The sequence below is a fragment of the Undibacterium sp. GW821-FHT11B02 genome (assembly GCF_058808955.1).
Genome location: NZ_JBXASD010000002.1, coordinates 145,507 through 164,749, shown reverse-complemented (window position 1 = coordinate 164,749; position 19,243 = coordinate 145,507). Strand labels below are relative to the sequence as shown.

Sequence of the window (19,243 nt, the reverse complement as noted above, 5' to 3'; positions counted from 1 at the left end):
GCGTAAGTCCTATCCTGATTGATTTGGCGATGGACGATAACGCCGGAATGCCTCACTGATATTTTGCCTGAGCAGTTCGTCGTCCCAGGGCTTGGTCAGGAAACGGTAAATTTCCCCCCGGTTGATGACGTCAAGAACTGACTGTAGTTCTGTATAACCGCTGAGTACGATACGCATGGTATCAGGGTATAACTTGGCTACTATTGTCAGGAAATCAGATCCTGTCATTTTGGACAGGCGCTGTTCGCACAAAATGACCTGCACAGAATGGATTGCCAGCAATTCCAGGGCTTGCTGGCTGTCAGGTGCAGTTAATATACGGTATCCCTGCCCACGCAGGGAGCGCTTCAACGCACTCAATATAGCTTCCTCACTGTCGACAAGTAGCAAGGTCTGCTGTTCAATGTCGGCTTCCTGCACCAGTTGCTTGTCGTCGAGCAGCATGATGGCGAAATCTTTTGCAGGGACAGGGGGGCTGAAGAAATAGCCTTGTATCTGGTCACAATTACGTGTACGCAAAAATTTTAACTGCGCTTCGGTTTCAACGCCTTCCGCAATGACACTCATCTGTAAGCTGTGTGCCATGCCGATAATCGCGCTGGCAATTGCTGCATCTTCAGGGTTTTGGGTAATATCTGTGACAAAAGCCTTGTCAATTTTCACGGTATTGAAAGGGAAGCGTTTTAGATAGGCGAGGGACGAATAGCCCGTACCAAAATCATCAAGTGACAGAGATAAACCGTGTTTGCGGAAGGCACGCATGATGATTTCAGCATCTTCCGGTTTATGCATGATCGTGGACTCGGTTAACTCCAGTTCTATCGATTCTGGCTCCAACTTGTTTTTTGTGAGGGCTTCGCTCACAATTTCGAGCACATTGCCTTCCTTGAATTGCAAAGCGGATAGATTAATGGCGACCGGTACGATATGCAATCCGTTTTGTCGCCAGGTAGCCTGCTGGGCACAAACAGCATGTATTACCCAGGTGCCGATAGGGACGATAAGACCGGTTTCTTCTGCCAACGCAATAAATGCCCCTGGCGGCAATAAACCTTGCTCAGGATGTTGCCAGCGTATAAGCGCTTCGCAGCCGATGATCTGGCCAGTTCGCAGGTCTATCTTGGGTTGGAAATACAATACAAATTGATTTTGGTCCAATGCGGTTTTCAGCATATTTTCCATTTCTATCATGTCGGAAATCCTGGCATTGATTTCCCATGAATAGAATTGAAAACGTGTTTTTTGCAACTTGCATTGTTTTAATGCGGCTTCTGCATTTTTGAATAAAGATTCGGCACTATTAGCATCGTTTGGATACATCGCAACCCCCAGCCTAGTCTGTACCTGGGTGCGGCATTCATCAATCAGCATAGGCGCTTGCAATACACTGATGATTTGTTCACAAGTGGCACTGACATCGGCATTACTGGCGATTTCACCCAATATGGCAAAATTGTCTGCACCTATGCGTGCCACGCTGTAGTGACTTGGGAGGGTATCGGTGAGACGTTTTGCAACGAGTTTTAATATGTTGTCGCCAATATGTCTTCCCAATGTATCATTCAGATGCTTGAAGCGGTCCAGATTAACTGCAATCACGAATACACCGTAATTTTCTCTGCGAGCGGCTTGTATCAGTTGATCGGCACGGTCAAGAAAAAGGCTGGTGTTGGGAAGGGCAGTGAGTGCGTCGAAATAGGAAAGGAAATTGGCACGTTTTTCATTGCTGATTGCCAGTAGCGCAAATGACATGTCTCCCGCCAGTTCGCTTAGCAATTTCATTTCTTCATCATCGAAATAATTGCTTTCCCTTGCGTACAAGACCATGACCCCCACCACCTTGTCATTGGCGATCAAAGGCAGGCCGACGATGGACAGATAGCCCCGGTCAAGGGCATCACGACAACTGCGGTCAGTAGTTGCTATGGTTCGTACATCGTTGCAGTATGTTGCCTGACCGGTCTTCAGTACTTGCTCCGGCAGGTCCGGTTCTGCGGCAATGTTGCCTGTTTCTGGAAATAAAGATGCACTCATTTGCTCCAGATCGACTCCCTGGCTTGCGGTCAATTTGAAGGCGCTATCCAGATCATTAAAAATGCCTATCCACGCTATACCAAAACCACCTTGTTCGACCGCTATATGACAAGCCTCCTCCAACAGCGCTTGTGGCTCCCTGATGCGGACGATGGCAGAATTGGTGCCGCTTAACACAGCATGTATGCGGCTCAGGCGGGCGGTTTTGGCTTGTTCGATCTCAAGTTGTTTGACGTAGCGTTCAAGTATAGTGGCTCTTACCAGCGACACATGGGTGCGTACGCGCGCGCGCACCAGTGCAGATGAAACCGGCTTGATAATATAGTCGACACCACCACAATCAAAACCTGCCATCTCATCCCCGATTTCGCTTAATGAAGAAACAAAAATGACGGGGATGCTTTCGGTCGTAGGGTCCGCTTTTAGCATTTTACAGACGGTATACCCATCCATGTCTGGCATTTGGATGTCGAGCAATATTAATGCGGGCTTGTGCTTTTTTGTGGCATTCAGGCATTCCTGGCCACTTCTTGCGAATACCAGCGCGTAGTCATTCCCCAAAATCTGTTTTAGCGTGGCCAGATTGCCAGGTTCATCATCGACGATGAGGATAGGGGAATTGGGCATGAATTATTCCTTCAGTTCTATGTCGAGATCTTTGGCCAGATGGCGGGTCAGGATCTCTGCACCCCGAAAATCAAAATCGTCAACACGTGCACGCAGGAAAGCAAGCGCGTCTCCTGACAGCAAAGATTTGAGTGACTCGAATAACTGCGTGGCGCGATCCGGGTTGTCTGTGTCCAGGGCTTGCAATAATGCGAGCAATAGTGGACCAACTTTTTCCTTGTCAACAGAGGCAGGTTCTATGGTCGTTTCGTCTGCACTCTTATCTTCATCCGGACACAGGAGACCGATCGAAGCAAGAGTTTTATCCATGGCGATTTGCAGTTTTTCTACGACGTATTGACTCTCTTCTGATGTCCCGGTGGCCTCGATTTCTGTCGCCGCATGGGCAACATCAAAAAGTCCCAGATTACCCGCACATCCTTTCAATTTATGTGCCAAGGTCTTTACCGTCTGAATGTCATTTGCCTCATAGCGTGCAGCGAATTGACTGGCGCAGTCGGCATAGTCGATTTTGAATTTCAGTAAAAATTTCTGATAAATAGCGAAATCATTCCATATAAACATAGCCTCTTTTACCGCTATACCCGGAAGTTTGTCTTTATATTTTTCCGTTGTGATTGCATGCAGATCTTCGTCATTGTCGTTTTCAAGTATTTGTGAATGCGAATGGGTGAGTTGCTGTATGACTGTGATCAGTTCTTCAACATTAAAGGGCTTGGCAACAAAAGCATCCATGCCTGCTTCATGGGCTGCCTCTTGTTGCATCTTGAATGCGCCCGCAGTAAGCGCGACCACAGGCAGTGCGCCTGCATCGGGTAAGGCACGTAATTGCCGCGTGGCTTCATAACCATCCATGATCGGCATCTGTACATCCATCAAGACGATATCTGCGACTTTCGGATGTAGTCGTAACCACTCTACGGCAGCGTATCCATCGTTTGCCGAATAGACTGTGGCGCCATCAGCAGCCAGGATTCTCTGCGCCACTTCACGATTGATTTCACTGTCGTCAACAACCAGCACCCGCACTCCTGGAATACGTTTTTCTTTTGAAACCCTGGCCTGACGTCTTCTTTGCAACTGGCCAGTTCCACGACGGCTCAACACTTCAGCGACGCAGTTATACAATGTTGAACAGGTCACAGGTTTGCTGAGTACGCCATCGATCAGGTCGACATCTGCATGTTTTAGCAGTTCTTCACGTGAAAAAGCAGTGACCATCAGTACGATAGGTGAAGCATCATTTTTCAGCACATGACGGATCTGGCTGGCGGCTTGCAGGCCGTCTATTCCAGGCATTTTCCAGTCAAACAACAGTACATCATATGTGCTGTTATTTTCAAGACGAGCCTGAACTTTTTGAATCGCAGCCTCGCCAGAATCTACTTTAGTGGGGTTCCAGCCCACAGACCTGGCAGTGAGCGCAAGGTTTTCACGTGCGTTCTCGCTGTCATCAGCGATCAATATATCCAGGGCTGTCATCTCCGGCGGGGCATAGGCACTGGCAGGTGTCCAGTCAAAAGGGATGGTGAACCAGAATTCACTGCCTTTGCCCGGTTCGCTGATGACACCGATTTCTCCGCCCATTTTATGCACAAGGTGTCGACAGATGGTCAACCCAAGTCCTGTTCCGCCAAATCGCCTTGTAGTGGAAATGTCCGCTTGGGAAAATGCAGCAAAGATTTGTGATTGTTTTTCCAAAGGAATACCAATGCCAGTATCAATTACAGAAAAGCGCACTGTAATCGTGCTGTCGTCTCTGGCCAGTTGCCGGATATCTACAGTGACAGAGCCATGTTCCGTAAACTTGATCGCATTTCCGGTCAGGTTGATCAGTACCTGTTCCACCCGCAGTGCATCACCAAGCAATTGACCGCTGAATGCAGGAGGAGGGGAAATCGTCAGTTCAATATCTTTGTCACCAGCAGTGGCTGACATAATACCGGCCAGGTTATCCAGTAAATCGACGATACGGAATGGCGCGTGCTCCACTTCGAGCTGCCCGGCTTCGATTTTTGAAAAATCCAGAATGTCATTGATGATGGCTTGCAATGAATGGCCGGCATTACGAATCTTTTTGATCAAATCCCTGGCTTCATCATTAAGCTGATTCTGCTCAAGCAGATAGGCGAATCCCAGGATGGCGTTCATGGGGGTACGGATTTCATGGCTCATATTGGCGAGAAAATCGGCTTTGGCACGATTCGCACTTTCTGCCTCTTTGGTACGCGTGATCAGAGTCTGATTGGCAATCTGCAGTTCATTGGTGCGGTCCGTAACCCTGCGTTCCAGATCTGCGTTTAATGTCCGTACGGTCTGTTCCGCCTGGCTTTTTTCGCTGATTTCACGTTCGAGCGTTTGTAGCATGTCATTGAATGACTGGGCTAGTTGACCAATTTCATCTTCGGTACTTTTACTGGCACGCAAATGATAGTTATGCTGCTCCATAACCTGGCGTGCGACAGTGCTGATTGCATGAATCGGAACAGATATCCAGCGTTGCAAATGGGACGAAATAAGAACACCCAAAGCAAGGCTTGCAAATAAAACCAAACCCAGAATGATGAGATAGTCGAGCAGCCATTTACCCAGTTCATATTGCTGTTTCAGATAGATTGTGCCAAGGGTTTCGCGATCAGAGCTTATACGTTTGAAGACGGTAAGGTTGCTGCCCTCAAAATGCGCGGACTCAGCCCCAGGACTAATTGGTAACTCATCTTTGTGTCCATTTTCACGCAGGTAGTGAGCAAATAATTTACCCTGAGATGTATATATGGCCGCAGCGACGATATTTGAATTTGCCCGTAATTGCGCCAGATTTTCATTGGCCACCTTGGTGTCATCAAACTCCAGAGCTGTCGCACTGCCCTGTGCGAGGATGCTTGCCAGTATCGATAACTCGGCGATTGCCTTGGCACGATTTTCTGTTAATTCGTGATAGAGCAAGGCACCACCTGCTGATATCAAGGTGGCGAGGTTGGCAATTAACACCATGAGCAGCAACTTATGGCGGACAGTACGCAAGCGTAGTGACTGCATCATCATGAGCACCTGGCTTTCCGACAAAATGGCAAGTTGGACAAATCTGGATAGAAATCAATATATCCAGGTAAGACAGGACGTTGCTTAAATTGATGATGCGAAGAGGAAAAGATGGGTGTTATCAATGCCTGTTTGGACGATGCATTGAAAAGATACTTGATAGGGGCGGTATTTGGGACGGGAAAGCGGTGAATCTGGTTTTGCCTGAGCGAGGGGTGTAGCAATTTGCCGCTCTGTTTAGCGTAAGGACGCATATCGATGTAACAAAGCATTTGTTTCATCTAACCCACGCTTAAGTAGTATTACATTACCCAAACCTTGTTACGCTATTTTAGTCAGTTCTTTTGAATAAGTGTGATAGTTATAGAAATGTTGCAAATTTAATAGAAAATTTCAGCAAGGCAAGTTGTTTTGTGTGCGTGCAATGCAGCAAATTACAATCGTGTAAACCCTACAAAAGAAAAAGGCTCACAGACTGAAATCTGTAAGCCTTTTATTTATTTTTGGTCGGGGCGAGAGGATTCGAACCTCCGACCCCATGCACCCCATGCATGTACGCTACCAGGCTGCGCTACGCCCCGACACTGAGCGAAAGATTATAGTCGATGATGGCGATTTTTGCCATTATTTGCTGAAAACTTCTGTATTGATTGCTATGATGAAAATATTTGTGCGATTTTGGTGATTAATTTGACTGAAATATTTTCATATTTTATGAAAAGCTGTGAAAATAACAGTCCTAAGGACACTGCGTGGGATGCGGTGCTTGAAAACATTTCTGAACATATAAAACATGACAATTAAAATCAGTCAGAACTTCGACGCGGGAGCGATTGAAGTAGTCAATGCGGAACAGGTGGGGGCCATAGAGTTGAAGTTGCGCAAGGATTCACATGCCGATATCTGGCAATGGTTTCACTTTCGCCTGCAGGGTGCCCGTGGGCAAGATGCAGTCATGCGGATACTTAACGCCGGTGAAGCTACATACCCAAAGGGGTGGGAAAATTATCGTGCCGTCGCCAGTTATGATCGTGCAAACTGGTTCCGTGTGGATACCGAGTTTGACGGCAAGGTCATGACCATACGGCATACACCAGAGCGTGACAGTGTGTATTACGCCTACTTTGAACCATACACTTGGGAACGTCACCTTGCCTTGCTGGGCGGCGTAGAAAATTCACCTGCCGCACGGGTCGAAGATCTGGGCAACACGGTGGATGGCCGTGACTTGAACATGATCGTGGTCGGTAACCCGGCTTCCCAAAAGAAAGTCTGGATTATTGCCCGCCAGCATCCTGGCGAAACCATGGCGGAATGGCTGGTGGAAGGTAGCCTGAATGCCTTGCTGGACCCATCGAATCCAACTGCGCGCCGTATTCTGGAAAAAGCCGTTGTATACATCGTGCCGAATATGAACCCGGATGGTTCGGTACGTGGCAACTTGCGCACCAATGCCACTGGTGCTAATCTGAATCGTGAATGGATGGAGCCTTCACTGGAAACCAGTCCTGAAGTCTATTACGTCAAAAACAAGATCCATGAAACGGGTTGCGATTTGTTTCTGGATATTCACGGTGACGAAGCCTTGCCCTACATATTTGTCGCCGGTAGCGAGATGCTGGCCGGCTTTACTGAAAAGCAAATGCGGGAGCAGCAGGCGTTTGTTGATAACTTCTGTCTGGCCAGCCCTGATTTTCAGACCAGGTTTGGCTATGAAGCCTCAAAGTACAATGAAGACGTATTGAAGTTGGCATCCAAGTACATCGGCCACACTTTTAAATGCGTATCACTGACGCTGGAATTGCCTTTCAAGGACAATGCCAATTTGCCAGATATGGATGTGGGCTGGGATGGCGCACGCAGTATCAAGCTGGGTGAAGCGATGTTGCAACCGATTTTGGCTTCATTGGGTGCATAATTCCGGTATTTAATTATCGGAGTAGTAATGGGCGTAGAAATTGAACGCAAATTTCTTGTTGTCAGTCAGGATTTTAAACAACAGGGGCAGGGCACATTTCTGCGCCAGGGCTATATTTGTTCTGACCCTGGTCGCATCGTGCGGGTACGCGTAGAAGCAGAACGCGCGATGCTGACCATCAAGGGCATGTCAACTGGCATCAGTCGTGGCGAATGGGAATACCCCATACCACTGGCTGATGCGCAAACTTTGCTGGACACAATCTGTCAGCAACCTCTCATAGAAAAAACACGTTACCGCATTCCTTTCGCCGGCTTGGTCTGGGAAGTGGATGAATTCATTGGTGATAATCTTGGCCTGATCGTGGCCGAGGTGGAACTGGAATCCGAACAGCAGCAGTTCGAGCGCCCAGCCTGGCTGGGTGAAGAGGTCAGCCATGACCACCGCTATGCAAATGCGAATTTGCTCAAGCATCCTTATTCTGCCTGGGGGCAATGTGGCTAAGCTGACTTTTACCCAGCAACTCAGTCGTTTCATTGAGGTACCTGAGGTAGAAACCACAGCCGGTAATTTGCGCGATGCGCTGGAAGCCGCCTTTCAGTTGAATCCGACCTTGCGAGCTTATATTCTGGATGAGCAGGGCGATTTACGTTTTCATGTAGTGATCTTTATTGATGGCAAGCGCGTCATGCAACGCAGTGGCCTGCGTGATGCCTTGGGTGTGAATAGCCAGGTCTATGTCTTGCAGGCACTTTCCGGAGGTTGATGATGAAAGCATTGGTAGCAACCCGCAAGGGACTGTTTGAATTGATTCATACTGACAATCGCTGGCAACTGGATCAGGTCAGTTTTTTGGGTGAGCCAGTCAGCATGTGCCTGCATGACAAACGTGATGGCACAGTGTATGCGGCGTTGAATCTGGGGCATTTTGGGGTCAAGCTGCACCGCCGTGATGAAGACCGTTGCGACTGGACCGAGGTGGCCGCACCTGCTTACCCCGAACACGCCAAGACAGACGACGATGTCGAATGGAAGTTGAAGGCCATCTGGTCCATGGAAACTGGTGGTAGCGAAGAGCCTGATGTGCTGTGGGCCGGTACCTTGCCAGGTGGTTTGTTCCGTTCGCCAGATCGTGGCAATAGCTGGGAACTGATACGCTCATTATGGGACAGGGAAGAACGCAAGCAATGGATGGGCGGCGGTTATGATGTGCCGGGCATACATTCAATATGTGTCAACCCGCGCAATCCCCAGCATATCTTGCTGGGCATATCCTGTGGCGGTGCCTGGAAAACGGAAGATGGCGGGCAGAACTGGGCGCTGGCCGCAGCGGGCATGCGTGCTGCCTATATGCCACCGGATCTGGCAGACAATCAAAATATCCAGGACCCGCACCTGATCGCCCGCAGCAAGTTTGCCAGCCATGTTTTGTGGTGCCAGCATCACAATGGGATCTGGCGCAGCGAAGACGATGCCGCAAGCTGGCAACAACTGCAATTACCAGAAGGTATTCCAGACTTTGGTTTTACCGTCGCTGCGCATCCACGTGACCCGGATACTGCCTGGTTCGTCCCCGCCATTGCTGATCAAAAACGCGTACCTTTGAACGGCGCAATGAGCGTTACACGCACACGTGACGGCGGCAAGACGTTTGAATCGTTAAGAAATGGCCTGCCGCAGCAAGACTGCTATGACCTTGTGTACCGCCATGGCCTCGCCGTTTCCGAGAACGGCAAAAATCTCCTCATGGCATCGACCACTGGCAATTTGTGGGCAAGTGAAAATTCAGGAGATGACTGGTATCAGATCGCCACCAATTTACCGCCGGTTTATGCGGTCAGGTTTTATTGATATCTGACCGTCTTGAAAACAGTTTCGGCCTTGTTGCGGTTTAGTGGCTTGCCCTTTTGGGAATGCGTTGCGCGGGATCATAAAAGAAAGTTTCTTCTGCAATGCATTCCCCTTCCCAGCGCTGGTAAGCCAGTTCTTCCATCTGCGTGACGCTGCCGTCCAGCCATTCGAACCTGAATATCCAGCGTATGACGACATGGTCACCGTTGACCAATACCGGATGAACACAGGTGGATGACACCGATCTGGCGCGTGACATAACTGCATGTTCCGCTGCGACATGCGCTGCACGACCTATCCTTGGCGTGGCCTGATTTTCTTGCATGCTGGAATTCTCTGTATAGAATTCCGCGCATGCGGCGGCATGATCATTTGTTTCTACTTTGGCGATAAAGCGTTGCAGCGTGTCTGGAGTAGGCATGGATTTATTCTCATGTTGATGCAGCGTTTAAGTGCTTATTTGCTAAAAGGATCAATAGCAGCGCGAAATGGATTCGGCCACGCAAACGGGTTTGTCCTGACCTTCTCGTTCTATGGTCACTTCCCAGGTCAATTGCGCACCGTCCTTGATGTCTTCGATTTCCAGTAATTTCATTCTTGCCCGCAAGCGGCTGCCGACTGGAACAGGGGAGGGGAAGCGCACTTTGTTGAGTCCATAGTTCACCCCCATCTTGACGTAGCTGAGGTGAATGGCATTGGCGACCAGCATGGGTAGCAGCGACAGGGTCAGAAAGCCATGGGCGATGGGGCCGCCAAACGGAGATTCACGTTTGGCTCTTTCCACGTCGATGTGTATCCACTGGTGATCACCAGTCGCATCGGCAAAGGTGTTCACGCGTTCTTGTGTGATTTCTACCCAGTCTGACTGGGCAACTTCCTGACCTATCAAGTTTTTCAATTCGGTGATGCTGCTAAATTCTCTCATCATTTCTCCGTATTTTTTTCTAATATGCGTGCAGTGGAATTACGTCGGGCGGCGACCGAACATACCCATGCCAGCGATCGTACATACCAGTTTGCCATCCTGGTTATGGGCTTTCCATAAAGTATTGACGACACCGCGATCCGGTTTTGATGTTGATACTTTACTGGACAGAGTTTCTGCGGTGACTGTCAGCGTATCGCCAGGGCGCACCGGCAATATCCAACGAACTTCATCGACGCCGGGCGAGCCCATGCTGGTGGAATTGCCCAGAAAGCCATCCACTACCAAGCGCATGATCATGCTGCAAGTATGCCAGCCACTGGCAATAACGCCACCATAGATGGAATGGCTGGCTACTTCTTTGTCGACATGAAAAGACTGGGGATCAAATTGGGTGGCGAAGCTGATGATTTCTTCTTCTGTGACTGTGCGCTGCCCCAGTTCAATGACGGCACCAGGGATGAAATCTTCGAAATACCAGCGATCTGCTTTGATGCTCATGACGTATCCTTGTTTTCTTCAATCGGTAAATAATGGGCAAAAAAAATCCCGAACGCATTCGGGATTTTTCTACAGCAATCAGGCTGCGTTTTTAAAGCCGGGTTGTGCCACGAATCTGGCCAGGTGATGATCGGTGTCACCCAGTGATAATTCGATGGTGGTCAGGCGTTTGAACATGTGGGCAACCGGCAGTTCATTGGTGACGCCCATGCCGCCATGTAATTGGACTGCTTGCTGACCTATGTATTTGGCTGCCTGGCCGATTCTGGCCTTGGCGGCGGATACAGTGCGACGGCGCTCTTCCACATCATCAGAAGAAATCTTGACGGCCGCCAGTGTAGCCATGGAACGGGCCTGTTCCATTTCCATGAACATTTCTGCCATGCGATGTTGCAAGACCTGGAATTTACCGATAGGCACACCAAACTGCTGGCGGGTTTTCAGATAATCCAGGGTAGCTGCAGTAATGGCTTCCATGATACCTATGGATTCTGCACACAGCAGGGTAACGCCATAATCAGCTACGGCATCCAGCAATTCCCAGCCAGCATCGGCAGCGGTCAATAAGGCATCCTGGCCGACTTGCACATTGCTCAAAGTAATATCTGCAGCACGATAACCATCGATGGTGCGGTAGTCGCGGCGGCTGACACCTGCGGCATTGGCATCAACGATAAACAGGCTGATGCCCTGAGTATCGCGTTGCGCGCCGCTGCTGCGGGCTGAGATGATCAATTTGTCTGCCTGTGCACCATGCAGTACCACTGTCTTGCTGCCAATGAGTACAAAACCATCGGCGGTTTTGCTGGCGGTAGTTGCAATGTCAAACAGGTCATGGCGAGACTGTCTTTCGCTCAAGGCATTCGCCAGCTTGACTTCACCACCGGCGACTTGTTCCAGTACATCTGCATGCTTGCCGGATTTTTTCAAAAATTCTGCACCCATGACAGTGGCAAAGTAGGGCTCGATAACGATACCGCGTCCCAGTTCCTGCATGATGACCAGCATGTCGATGGCCGAGCCATCAAAGCCACCCTGTTCTTCAGGAATTGGCAGGGCCAGCGCGCCCAGTTCCGCCAAGTCCGCCCAGGCTTTGGCGGATACACCTTCAGTCGATTCGATGACGTGCTTGCGCTGTTCAAAGCCATAGTCTTTTTCTACCCAGCGACGTAAGGCATCGGCGAACTGTTTTTGTTCTTGCGTTAAGTTGAAATCCATTGTGCTCTCCTCACAGGCCCAGGATCATCTGGGTGATGATATTTTTTTGAATTTCGTTGGAACCACCATAGATGGAGGTCTTGCGGAAATTGAAGTAATACGGTGCCAGCGGTGCAGCATCGTCGTCGCCCACCACGCTGTGTTCAGTTTCACCTTCGAGGAAAGCCGGGTCAAATGGCAGGCCATACGGGCCGACTGCTTCTACCATCAATTCCGTCAATCTTTGCTGAATTTCTGTACCCTTGATTTTGAGCAAGGATGCTTCTGGACCAGGACGGCCACTGTCTTGCGAAATGACACGCAGGACAGTAATTTCCAGCGCCATCAATTCCACTTCCAGACTGGCGACCTTGTTGGCATACACGGCATCATTGATCAGCGGCTGGCCATTCTTTTGATGTTTGGCAGCAATACGTTTAAGGAATTGCAATTCGCGCTTAGCACGACCAACGGCAGCGATGTTGGTACGTTCATGGCCCAACAGGTATTTGGCATAGGTCCAGCCCTTGTTTTCTTCGCCTATCAGGTTTTGAACCGGTACTTTGACATTGTCGAAGAAGACTTCATTCACTTCATGCTCTTCATCCAGCATGATGATGGGGCGTACAGTAATACCTGGCGTCTTCATATCGATGAGCAGGAAGGAAATACCTTCTTGCTTGCGCACACCAGTGTCGGTACGCACCAGGCAAAAAATCATGTCGGCATGCTGGGCCAGTGTGGTCCAGGTTTTTTGGCCATTGACGATGTAATGGTCACCATCACGCTCAGCACGGGTTTTCAGGGAAGCCAGGTCAGAGCCTGAACCAGGTTCCGAATACCCCTGGCACCACCAGTCTTCACAACTGAGTATGCGTGGCAGGTAATAATCTTTTTGTGCCTGATTACCGAAGGCCATGATGACAGGCGCCACCATATTGACACCAAATGGCAGGATGGCAGGTGTACCGGCACGCGCGCATTCTTCTTCAAAAATGTGACGCTGGGTCGGTGTCCAGCCTGTGCCGCCGTATTCCGCTGGCCAGCCTGTGGCTACCCAACCTTGTTTTGCCAGTATCTTGTGCCAACGCACAAAGTCTTCTCTGGACAGGCGTTTGTGGTTCAATACTTTCTGCTGCAGGTCTTGTGGAAGATTGGCTTCCAGATAGGCGCGTACCTCATCCCGGAAGGCAAGGTCTTCTGCCGTATAGTTCAAATCCATGTTGTCTCCTGTTTTATGATGGCCGCAGCAAGTAATTGAAGAAAAAAGCACGACCGTTCAAAACTAATTGTACAACGGATTTTGAAAATGGTGATAGTCGTGTTTTGTGGAAAAATGATTGGCTGATTTTTAGGCTTGCTTCGTTGTATAAACAATATCAGGCCAAATGCAAAAAAAGCCAATGCTCTGACGCATTGGCTTTTTTTACCTGTTTCAAGATTGATCTCAATTTGACTGGAACCAGTCCGAAAAATTTTACTGAACCTGCACAATGAACTGGCTACGCAAGTCTTGCACCATTTTTTTGATGGTGGTTTGCATCGCTTGATGGTCCTTGGCTGTGCATACGCGGCTGCCTTCCTTGTTGCTTTTAAATGTGCGTTTGATCATCACCTGTTTGTCATCGTGGGTATATTTTGCCTGGTATTGAAAAAAAGCAGTATGCACGTCAATGTCCTTGGGGATGTACAAAATTTTTGCTTGTGCAGGAAATTGGTAAACGGCTTCTTCGACGATATTGTTTTCCGGACAAACGAAATCTTGTGTGCGTTCCACTTCGGCTGTTAAACCATAAATGCTATTGGACATACCTGCATACAAACTGCTGTTGGCGGCTATCCCTACTGTGCCTGGCAAGTAAGTCCAGTTATCAACTTTGCCTTTGAGTTTGAATTCATACTGGTCTGCAGTTCCCTTAAGGTCACCCAGTTCCACGGTGCCGCTGCCAGTCATTCCATAGCCTTTCAGTATGTTTTCTACTGCAAGTTCCCTATCGTTGATGCGCCAGTTGCTTTGTTCATAGCGTGTGGGTTCGGCCAGCTGGCCAGTATCCTTGCGCGCAAATTCAAACCGTGCCGCACCTTCACCTGTAATCTCGACTTTGTAGCTGCTGCTGGTCTGGAAAAACTCCGTTGCAGGCGTTCTGCCAATTTCACCGGTCTTGGTCAGTATGGCCGGTTTATCCCATACTGAAAAAGGCAAGTAACCGTGATTGATGTTGATGGCGGTTGAATCAAGATACAGGTTCAGACTGGGGATGTAAGTAATGGCATGATTGAGCTGACCCAGGCTGGCAACAGGGGACAATTTAAAAGAGTCTCCAGAATTGATCAGCACCGGGGTGCTGTCGATGCCTGCAGCGGCCAGCATGGCTTCCATGAGACTGGTGTGGTCTTTGCAGTCGCCATACAGGTTATCCAGAATTTCATCTGCGTTGTGCGGCACCAGCCCACCATTGCCTATATATACCGCGACATAGCGAATATTTTTTCTTACCCAATCATAAATGGCATAGGCTTTATCACGCGGACTGCCCAGACCTTTTGTTATTTCTGCAGTCTTTGCCTTGATCTTGGCATTCGCCTCTGTCGTCAGGGCTGCAGTCTGGTAATAGGCCTTGCCCAGGCTTGCATAATCCGTGAAGGTGGAGACAACCAGTTGTTTTCCATAATCTGCATAACTGACGGAGGAGGATTCTATGCGTGGATTGTCTGATGGTTGGTAATCCCAGCGATATACCGTGCGGCCGTTTTGGGTAACAGGAGGCGTGGCAACAAAACCATCTGCCTGACTGTGCAAATGCATGTCGGCAGGCATGTCGTACATGATGGTCAGCTGTTTTGTGGGTACATAACGGCCAGGCGTGTAATCACTGAACTGCCCCGGGAACATCGCCGTTTTGCGTGTTTTACTGTGTCTTGAATAAATTTTGTCACCGACCGCCACTTCAGGGTAAATCGCCACCTTGACTTGCATGTCCTGAAACATGGGTGCACCGCTATAGGCAGGCTCTTGCTGCAATTTTATTTGTTCTGGTTTGATGTGGACTTTTCGGCCATCAGGTTTTTCTATGTAGGCTTCCAGTAATTCCAGGGTTTCCAGGCTTTTGTTGAAATGCCACTGTCGCTGTGATTCTGATGCAACTGCGCGTTCCTCATTGATTTGTATGCAGTTCTCAATGGTTTCGGTATAGCTGCCATCCTTGTTGACGACAATGGATTGTATTTCTTTGAGGATGGTGATTGACTTGTCTGTGCCATTGTCTTTGGCAATGACTTGGGTGCTGGCGAAAGTGAAAATGCAGAAAACGGCAGTCAGATATTTTTTCATTTATGCGTATGTTTCAGATTTTTGATTTATAGGTAGATATGTTGCAGTTTGCTGCCAGTTTTGACAACTTCGCTATTCAATTGTTCAATTGAAATTGCATGGGCAGAAAGGCAATGCCATGCATCTCTACTACCTGGCCTGTGGCCTTGAATCCAAAACGTTCATAGACAGGGATGGCGTTCAGAGAAGAGTTAACGGTGAAGCCAGTGCGATTTCCTTGGGAAACAGCATCTTGACGGGCGCGTCGCCACAAGACCGTTGCCAGCCCCTGCCCTTGAAATGCCGGGTCAACATACAAGTGAAAAAGATGACTATGGTCGCGCAGGGCAATGAAGCCAGCCAGTGTTTCGTCCTGCATGGCAAGGATGAAGTGGTAGCGGTCATCTGCAAGATAGGCCCGCTCGGCGGTAGCGGACACCGATTGATGAAATATATCGGCACCGCTGCCATCAGGGTTGATGCAAAAGTCTTTCGCAAACAGCATGATCAAATTGCTGATGGCTTGTGCATCTGTAGTTAAGCCAGCCCGGAAATGTAAATCGGTACTGATTCCATTGCCGTACTGTTCAACTTTAGGTGTTGACGTATCTTTGAATGCCATTCTACACCATCAATCCAAACAAATCATATCAATGAAAATGTGTGGCACCTGGGGTGGGTGTGTCATCCGGCATTTCTGTGTGGACCAGATCGCTTTCGCGGTCAGCAAACAGAGGGGTACCGCAATCATCACAAAATTCCATCGCAAAGATTTCTTCTAACTGGATGATGTCGGTGACACCGCATTCTTGCAGGATGCCAGGTATTTCGCCGGCCAGTTGTTCATTTTCATCCAGATTGACGGCGATGATCTGGTCTTCCGCCTGATACAACGGCCAGACCACACCATAAACGACTTCGGGTGCATCGCGCAGGCAAAAGCTGATGCGGTATTCGTCGATTTGCCCTGGGTTTTCCTGTTCACCAAAAGAGGCAATGATGACGCTGAACTGATCTGCCTCTTTCCCCAGCGTTTGGGTCAGGTAAAACATCGCGGAACGTATGGTGGCAGGCCGTATTTTGATATCTGCCTCACGGCATGCCGTGTAATAAGATTCTGGCAGCAAGACTTCAATACCGCAACCTGGCAACAGGCGCTTGAAGGTGGTTTCAGTCTCTTGTTGCCATTGCAGCAGGGCATCGCTCTTTGCCTGTACGCAATCAAACGGTGCCTCTATGGTTTGCCATTGGAACAGCGGCTTGCCAACAGGTACGGCCAGCACACCCAGCACATAGCGTATATCTGCCAGAAAGGGAATGGTCTTTGCGCGTTCTGCTTCAACTGGAGTAGTCGCCTGTTTCAGCATGGCGACACCCTGACGTTCCAGCAGGGCAAAGGTTTCCACATGATTGCGTGGTAGTTGATCAATGGAATACAAACTGGGTAACAGACGCAATTGGGTATGCCCGGCCAGCAAGTGAGCAGACAACTGTGTACTGAGCAGGCTTAATGCTTCTGCAGGTATGCTGCCTGAGGCAATTTCAAAGCGCGTCCAGGCCAACACTGGTGCGGCAATCAGCAGACAGGTATAGGGCTGGCCATCATGCTCAAAAGTGCCGCAGGTGCTGGTGGATTCCAGTGTTTCGGTCAAGACTTCATAGCCATTCGGATGTGACTGAAACAAATGTTCGGTCGCTGCATCCAGCATGTCCTGATGGTGTTGTCTGAGATTTTTGGTCACCAGCGCATCCAGCCTGGCTTGCCAGTCCAGATCTTCGACACGGCTGGCTGATTGTGCTACGGCCAGCGCAAGATTGACGACGCGTTGACTTTCAGCGGCCAGTTTGAAACGATTTCTTTTTATCGGACGACGCATACTGAAATAGAGTTGAGAAGAGTAAGCCCATTGTAACGGCAATCGCTTACGCCTCAGGTGAATGAAATTATTTCTTTGCGTATTGTGTTTTTCCGAACAGTACTTCTTTTGCCTTGTCGTTATCCAGTGGTTTGCGTAAATCCGCCAATACCTGCACGCCACGTTGTACGGCAGGGCGTTTGCTGATGGTATCGAACCAGCGTTTGGCGTGTGGGAAATCTGCCCAGTCTATTCCCTGATTGGCGAAAGAACGTGTCCAGGGAAAGGTGGCGATGTCGGCGATTGTGTATTCGTCGCCTGCCAGGTAGGCAGTTTTTTCCAGTTGTTTATCAATCACGCCATAAATGCGTTTGGCTTCGTTGGTATAGCGATTGACGGCATAGTCGATCTGTGTCGGTGCATACATACGGAAATGATGCGCCTGGCCCAGCATGGGGCCGACACTGCCCATCTGAAACATCAGCCATTGCAGGGTTTCATATTTTTCCCTGTCGGTTTTACCCAGGAACTGACCGGTTTTTCCTGCCAGATACAATAAGATAGCGCCAGATTCAAACAAGGAAATCGGTTTGCCGTCAGGTCCATCAGCATCAACGATGGCCGGGATCTTGTTATTGGGTGAAATCGCCAGGAAATCCGCTTTGAACTGGTCGCCAGCGCCGATATCAACAGGGATGGCGCGGTAGGGTAAGCCGCATTCTTCCAGCATGATGTGTACTTTGTGTCCGTTGGGGGTCGGCCAGGAATAAACGTCTATCATTGCTTTCCTCTTTGCATGGTTGATGAAAACAGCATACATCCATTATGCATAGATTCTGGCATTTGTGCTTTAGTTGCTGGTAAATACTATTTTTCGTAGCCAGGACCTGCACGCACCCATGCTAAGGCTGCGTTCCAATGGCGGCGACAGAAATGGCCCTGCGCAGCCCTATGATGTTATTGTTTAATTTGGCCCCTTTTGACCAGTTACCGTAGCACCTTATGAAAAATAACGCGCTTTCTTCCTTGCTGGCCCTGCATGTAGCGGTGTTCCTTTTCGGTACGGCTGGGGTATTAGGCAAGCTGCTGGCAACTGGCGCTTTGTTGCTGGTGTTTGGGCGTACCTTGTTTGCTGCGCTCAGTTTGTTGCCAGTGCTGGCTCTGCAGGGGCAACTGAATTTTCGTGATATCCCCAAAACCGTTATTCTTTGTGGGGTATTGCTGGCCATTCACTGGCTGACTTTCTTTGCATCCCTGAATTTTGCACCGGTGGCTTTTGGTCTCATGGGTTTTGCCAGTTTTCCTTTGTTTGTCGCCTTGCTTGAACCCTGGTTTTTTAAAGAAGCCAGGCGCGCATCAGATGCCTGGGCTGCAATACTGGTCGTGACAGGCATGGTAGTGATGGTCAGTGATGCTTCCTGGGAAGGCGGGGCCGTCATTGCATTGGCGCTAGGTATCTTGTCTGGCCTTAGTTTTGCATTTCTGGCGATGGCGAATCGCTGGCAGGGGAAACAGATTCCGGCATTCAAGCTGGCATTCCTGCAAAACGGTGTGGCTGCACTGGTGCTTTTGCCGTGGGTGCTGGGGTCTGGCGTCTTGTCAGGTGTCGCATCAAAGACCTGGTATGGTCTGGTGTTGCTTGGCGTGGTGTTTACCGCCTTGTCACATGGTTTGTTCATGTTCAGTCTGCGCCGCTTGCCCACCAGTTTTGCCAGTATCATGACTTCGCTGGAGCCTGTCTACGGCATGTTGCTGGCTTACTTTTTTCTGCATGAAATGCCAGGCATGCGTGAACTGATTGGTGCTGCCATTGTGCTTGCGGCGACTGCGTATGCCAGTTATCTGCATGGGCAGCATTAGGCAGCGTTTTTCTGTCGCTGTCTGCCAGTCATATTGTCAGTGCATATTATTTCCAGGTTTCATAGCGGTATTTCTTAACGGTTTTAGCGCTGTTGGAAAAAGTAGACAAAATGATCTAGACA

16 protein-coding genes and 1 tRNA gene are annotated in these 19,243 nt (G+C 49.3%); 5 read left to right on the top strand and 12 right to left on the bottom strand.

Annotation, left to right across the window (positions count from 1 at the left end; genetic code table 11):
• Positions 1–9: 9 nt before the first annotated feature.
• The 3 genes from AC1RVX_RS03985 to AC1RVX_RS03975 form a co-directional block, all read right to left on the bottom strand.
• Positions 10–2,661 carry an EAL domain-containing protein gene (locus AC1RVX_RS03985; protein ID WP_493215283.1) on the bottom strand — a complete coding sequence of 884 codons (2,652 nt, stop codon included), beginning with the start codon at positions 2,659–2,661 and terminating at the stop codon, positions 10–12.
• A gap of 3 nt (positions 2,662–2,664) precedes the next feature.
• Positions 2,665–5,706 (bottom strand): sensor histidine kinase, YfiR-like protein-associated, encoded by a 3,042-nt coding sequence (locus tag AC1RVX_RS03980; RefSeq protein ID WP_493215282.1) that lies wholly within the window; start codon positions 5,704–5,706, stop codon positions 2,665–2,667.
• 501 nt (positions 5,707–6,207) lie between these two features.
• Positions 6,208–6,284: transfer RNA gene (locus AC1RVX_RS03975), tRNA-Pro, on the bottom strand.
• A gap of 212 nt (positions 6,285–6,496) precedes the next feature.
• Here AC1RVX_RS03975 and AC1RVX_RS03970 point away from each other — a divergent pair.
• The 4 genes from AC1RVX_RS03970 to AC1RVX_RS03955 are packed head-to-tail and all read left to right on the top strand — an operon-like array spanning position 6,497 to position 9,472.
• The gene (locus AC1RVX_RS03970; protein WP_493215281.1) at positions 6,497–7,621 is read left to right on the top strand and encodes a M14 family metallopeptidase; all 1,125 of its coding nucleotides are present in this window, start codon (positions 6,497–6,499) and stop codon (positions 7,619–7,621) included.
• A gap of 27 nt (positions 7,622–7,648) precedes the next feature.
• Positions 7,649–8,125: a CYTH domain-containing protein gene (locus AC1RVX_RS03965; protein WP_493215280.1), complete on the top strand. Its 477-nt coding sequence runs from the start codon at positions 7,649–7,651 to the stop codon at positions 8,123–8,125.
• Positions 8,118–8,387 carry a MoaD/ThiS family protein gene (locus AC1RVX_RS03960; protein WP_493215279.1) on the top strand — a complete coding sequence of 90 codons (270 nt, stop codon included), beginning with the start codon at positions 8,118–8,120 and terminating at the stop codon, positions 8,385–8,387. The genes AC1RVX_RS03965 and AC1RVX_RS03960 overlap by 8 nt, the downstream gene beginning before the upstream one ends.
• Positions 8,387–9,472 (top strand): WD40/YVTN/BNR-like repeat-containing protein, encoded by a 1,086-nt coding sequence (locus AC1RVX_RS03955; protein WP_493215278.1) that lies wholly within the window; start codon positions 8,387–8,389, stop codon positions 9,470–9,472. The genes AC1RVX_RS03960 and AC1RVX_RS03955 overlap by 1 nt, the downstream gene beginning before the upstream one ends.
• A gap of 40 nt (positions 9,473–9,512) precedes the next feature.
• Here AC1RVX_RS03955 and AC1RVX_RS03950 read toward each other — a convergent pair whose 3' ends face one another.
• The 9 genes from AC1RVX_RS03950 to AC1RVX_RS03910 all read right to left on the bottom strand — a co-directional run bounded on the left by AC1RVX_RS03950 (position 9,513) and on the right by AC1RVX_RS03910 (position 18,042).
• A complete protein-coding gene (locus AC1RVX_RS03950; protein ID WP_493215277.1) occupies positions 9,513–9,893 on the bottom strand; it encodes a nuclear transport factor 2 family protein in 381 nt (126 codons plus the stop codon).
• Between the two features lie 51 nt (positions 9,894–9,944).
• Positions 9,945–10,397, bottom strand: coding sequence for a MaoC family dehydratase (locus AC1RVX_RS03945; RefSeq protein WP_493215692.1), 453 nt, complete (start codon positions 10,395–10,397; stop codon positions 9,945–9,947).
• A gap of 39 nt (positions 10,398–10,436) precedes the next feature.
• A complete protein-coding gene (locus AC1RVX_RS03940; protein WP_493215276.1) occupies positions 10,437–10,898 on the bottom strand; it encodes a MaoC family dehydratase in 462 nt (153 codons plus the stop codon).
• 78 nt (positions 10,899–10,976) lie between these two features.
• The gene (locus AC1RVX_RS03935; RefSeq protein ID WP_493215275.1) at positions 10,977–12,116 is read right to left on the bottom strand and encodes an acyl-CoA dehydrogenase family protein; all 1,140 of its coding nucleotides are present in this window, start codon (positions 12,114–12,116) and stop codon (positions 10,977–10,979) included.
• A 10-nt stretch (positions 12,117–12,126) separates the two neighbouring features.
• Complete coding sequence (locus AC1RVX_RS03930) at positions 12,127–13,317, bottom strand: acyl-CoA dehydrogenase family protein (protein WP_186945344.1); 1,191 nt, start codon at positions 13,315–13,317, stop codon at positions 12,127–12,129.
• A 255-nt stretch (positions 13,318–13,572) separates the two neighbouring features.
• Positions 13,573–15,426 (bottom strand): DUF3857 domain-containing transglutaminase family protein, encoded by a 1,854-nt coding sequence (locus tag AC1RVX_RS03925; RefSeq protein ID WP_493215274.1) that lies wholly within the window; start codon positions 15,424–15,426, stop codon positions 13,573–13,575.
• 76 nt (positions 15,427–15,502) lie between these two features.
• Complete coding sequence (locus AC1RVX_RS03920; RefSeq protein WP_493215273.1) at positions 15,503–16,027, bottom strand: GNAT family N-acetyltransferase; 525 nt, start codon at positions 16,025–16,027, stop codon at positions 15,503–15,505.
• A gap of 28 nt (positions 16,028–16,055) precedes the next feature.
• A complete protein-coding gene (locus AC1RVX_RS03915) occupies positions 16,056–17,282 on the bottom strand; it encodes a DUF2863 family protein (RefSeq protein ID WP_493215272.1) in 1,227 nt (408 codons plus the stop codon).
• A 67-nt stretch (positions 17,283–17,349) separates the two neighbouring features.
• The gene (locus AC1RVX_RS03910; RefSeq protein ID WP_493215271.1) at positions 17,350–18,042 is read right to left on the bottom strand and encodes a glutathione binding-like protein; all 693 of its coding nucleotides are present in this window, start codon (positions 18,040–18,042) and stop codon (positions 17,350–17,352) included.
• Positions 18,043–18,263: 221 nt separating this feature from the next.
• On the opposite strand from AC1RVX_RS03910, the gene AC1RVX_RS03905 reads away from it, so the two are divergent.
• Complete coding sequence (locus tag AC1RVX_RS03905; protein WP_493215270.1) at positions 18,264–19,121, top strand: DMT family transporter; 858 nt, start codon at positions 18,264–18,266, stop codon at positions 19,119–19,121.
• Positions 19,122–19,243 lie beyond the last annotated feature (122 nt).

Coding starts and splice junctions, on each gene's coding strand:
- AC1RVX_RS03985 (WP_493215283.1), bottom strand. CDS start 2,661: ATGCCCAATTCCCCTATCCTCATCGTCGATGATGAACCTGGCAATCTG.
- AC1RVX_RS03980 (WP_493215282.1), bottom strand. CDS start 5,706: ATGATGATGCAGTCACTACGCTTGCGTACTGTCCGCCATAAGTTGCTG.
- AC1RVX_RS03970 (WP_493215281.1), top strand. CDS start 6,497: ATGACAATTAAAATCAGTCAGAACTTCGACGCGGGAGCGATTGAAGTA.
- AC1RVX_RS03965 (WP_493215280.1), top strand. CDS start 7,649: ATGGGCGTAGAAATTGAACGCAAATTTCTTGTTGTCAGTCAGGATTTT.
- AC1RVX_RS03955 (WP_493215278.1), top strand. CDS start 8,387: ATGATGAAAGCATTGGTAGCAACCCGCAAGGGACTGTTTGAATTGATT.
- AC1RVX_RS03950 (WP_493215277.1), bottom strand. CDS start 9,893: ATGCCTACTCCAGACACGCTGCAACGCTTTATCGCCAAAGTAGAAACA.
- AC1RVX_RS03945 (WP_493215692.1), bottom strand. CDS start 10,397: ATGAGAGAATTTAGCAGCATCACCGAATTGAAAAACTTGATAGGTCAG.
- AC1RVX_RS03940 (WP_493215276.1), bottom strand. CDS start 10,898: ATGAGCATCAAAGCAGATCGCTGGTATTTCGAAGATTTCATCCCTGGT.
- AC1RVX_RS03935 (WP_493215275.1), bottom strand. CDS start 12,116: ATGGATTTCAACTTAACGCAAGAACAAAAACAGTTCGCCGATGCCTTA.
- AC1RVX_RS03930 (WP_186945344.1), bottom strand. CDS start 13,317: ATGGATTTGAACTATACGGCAGAAGACCTTGCCTTCCGGGATGAGGTA.
- AC1RVX_RS03925 (WP_493215274.1), bottom strand. CDS start 15,426: ATGAAAAAATATCTGACTGCCGTTTTCTGCATTTTCACTTTCGCCAGC.
- AC1RVX_RS03920 (WP_493215273.1), bottom strand. CDS start 16,027: ATGGCATTCAAAGATACGTCAACACCTAAAGTTGAACAGTACGGCAAT.
- AC1RVX_RS03915 (WP_493215272.1), bottom strand. CDS start 17,282: ATGCGTCGTCCGATAAAAAGAAATCGTTTCAAACTGGCCGCTGAAAGT.
- AC1RVX_RS03910 (WP_493215271.1), bottom strand. CDS start 18,042: ATGATAGACGTTTATTCCTGGCCGACCCCCAACGGACACAAAGTACAC.
- AC1RVX_RS03905 (WP_493215270.1), top strand. CDS start 18,264: ATGAAAAATAACGCGCTTTCTTCCTTGCTGGCCCTGCATGTAGCGGTG.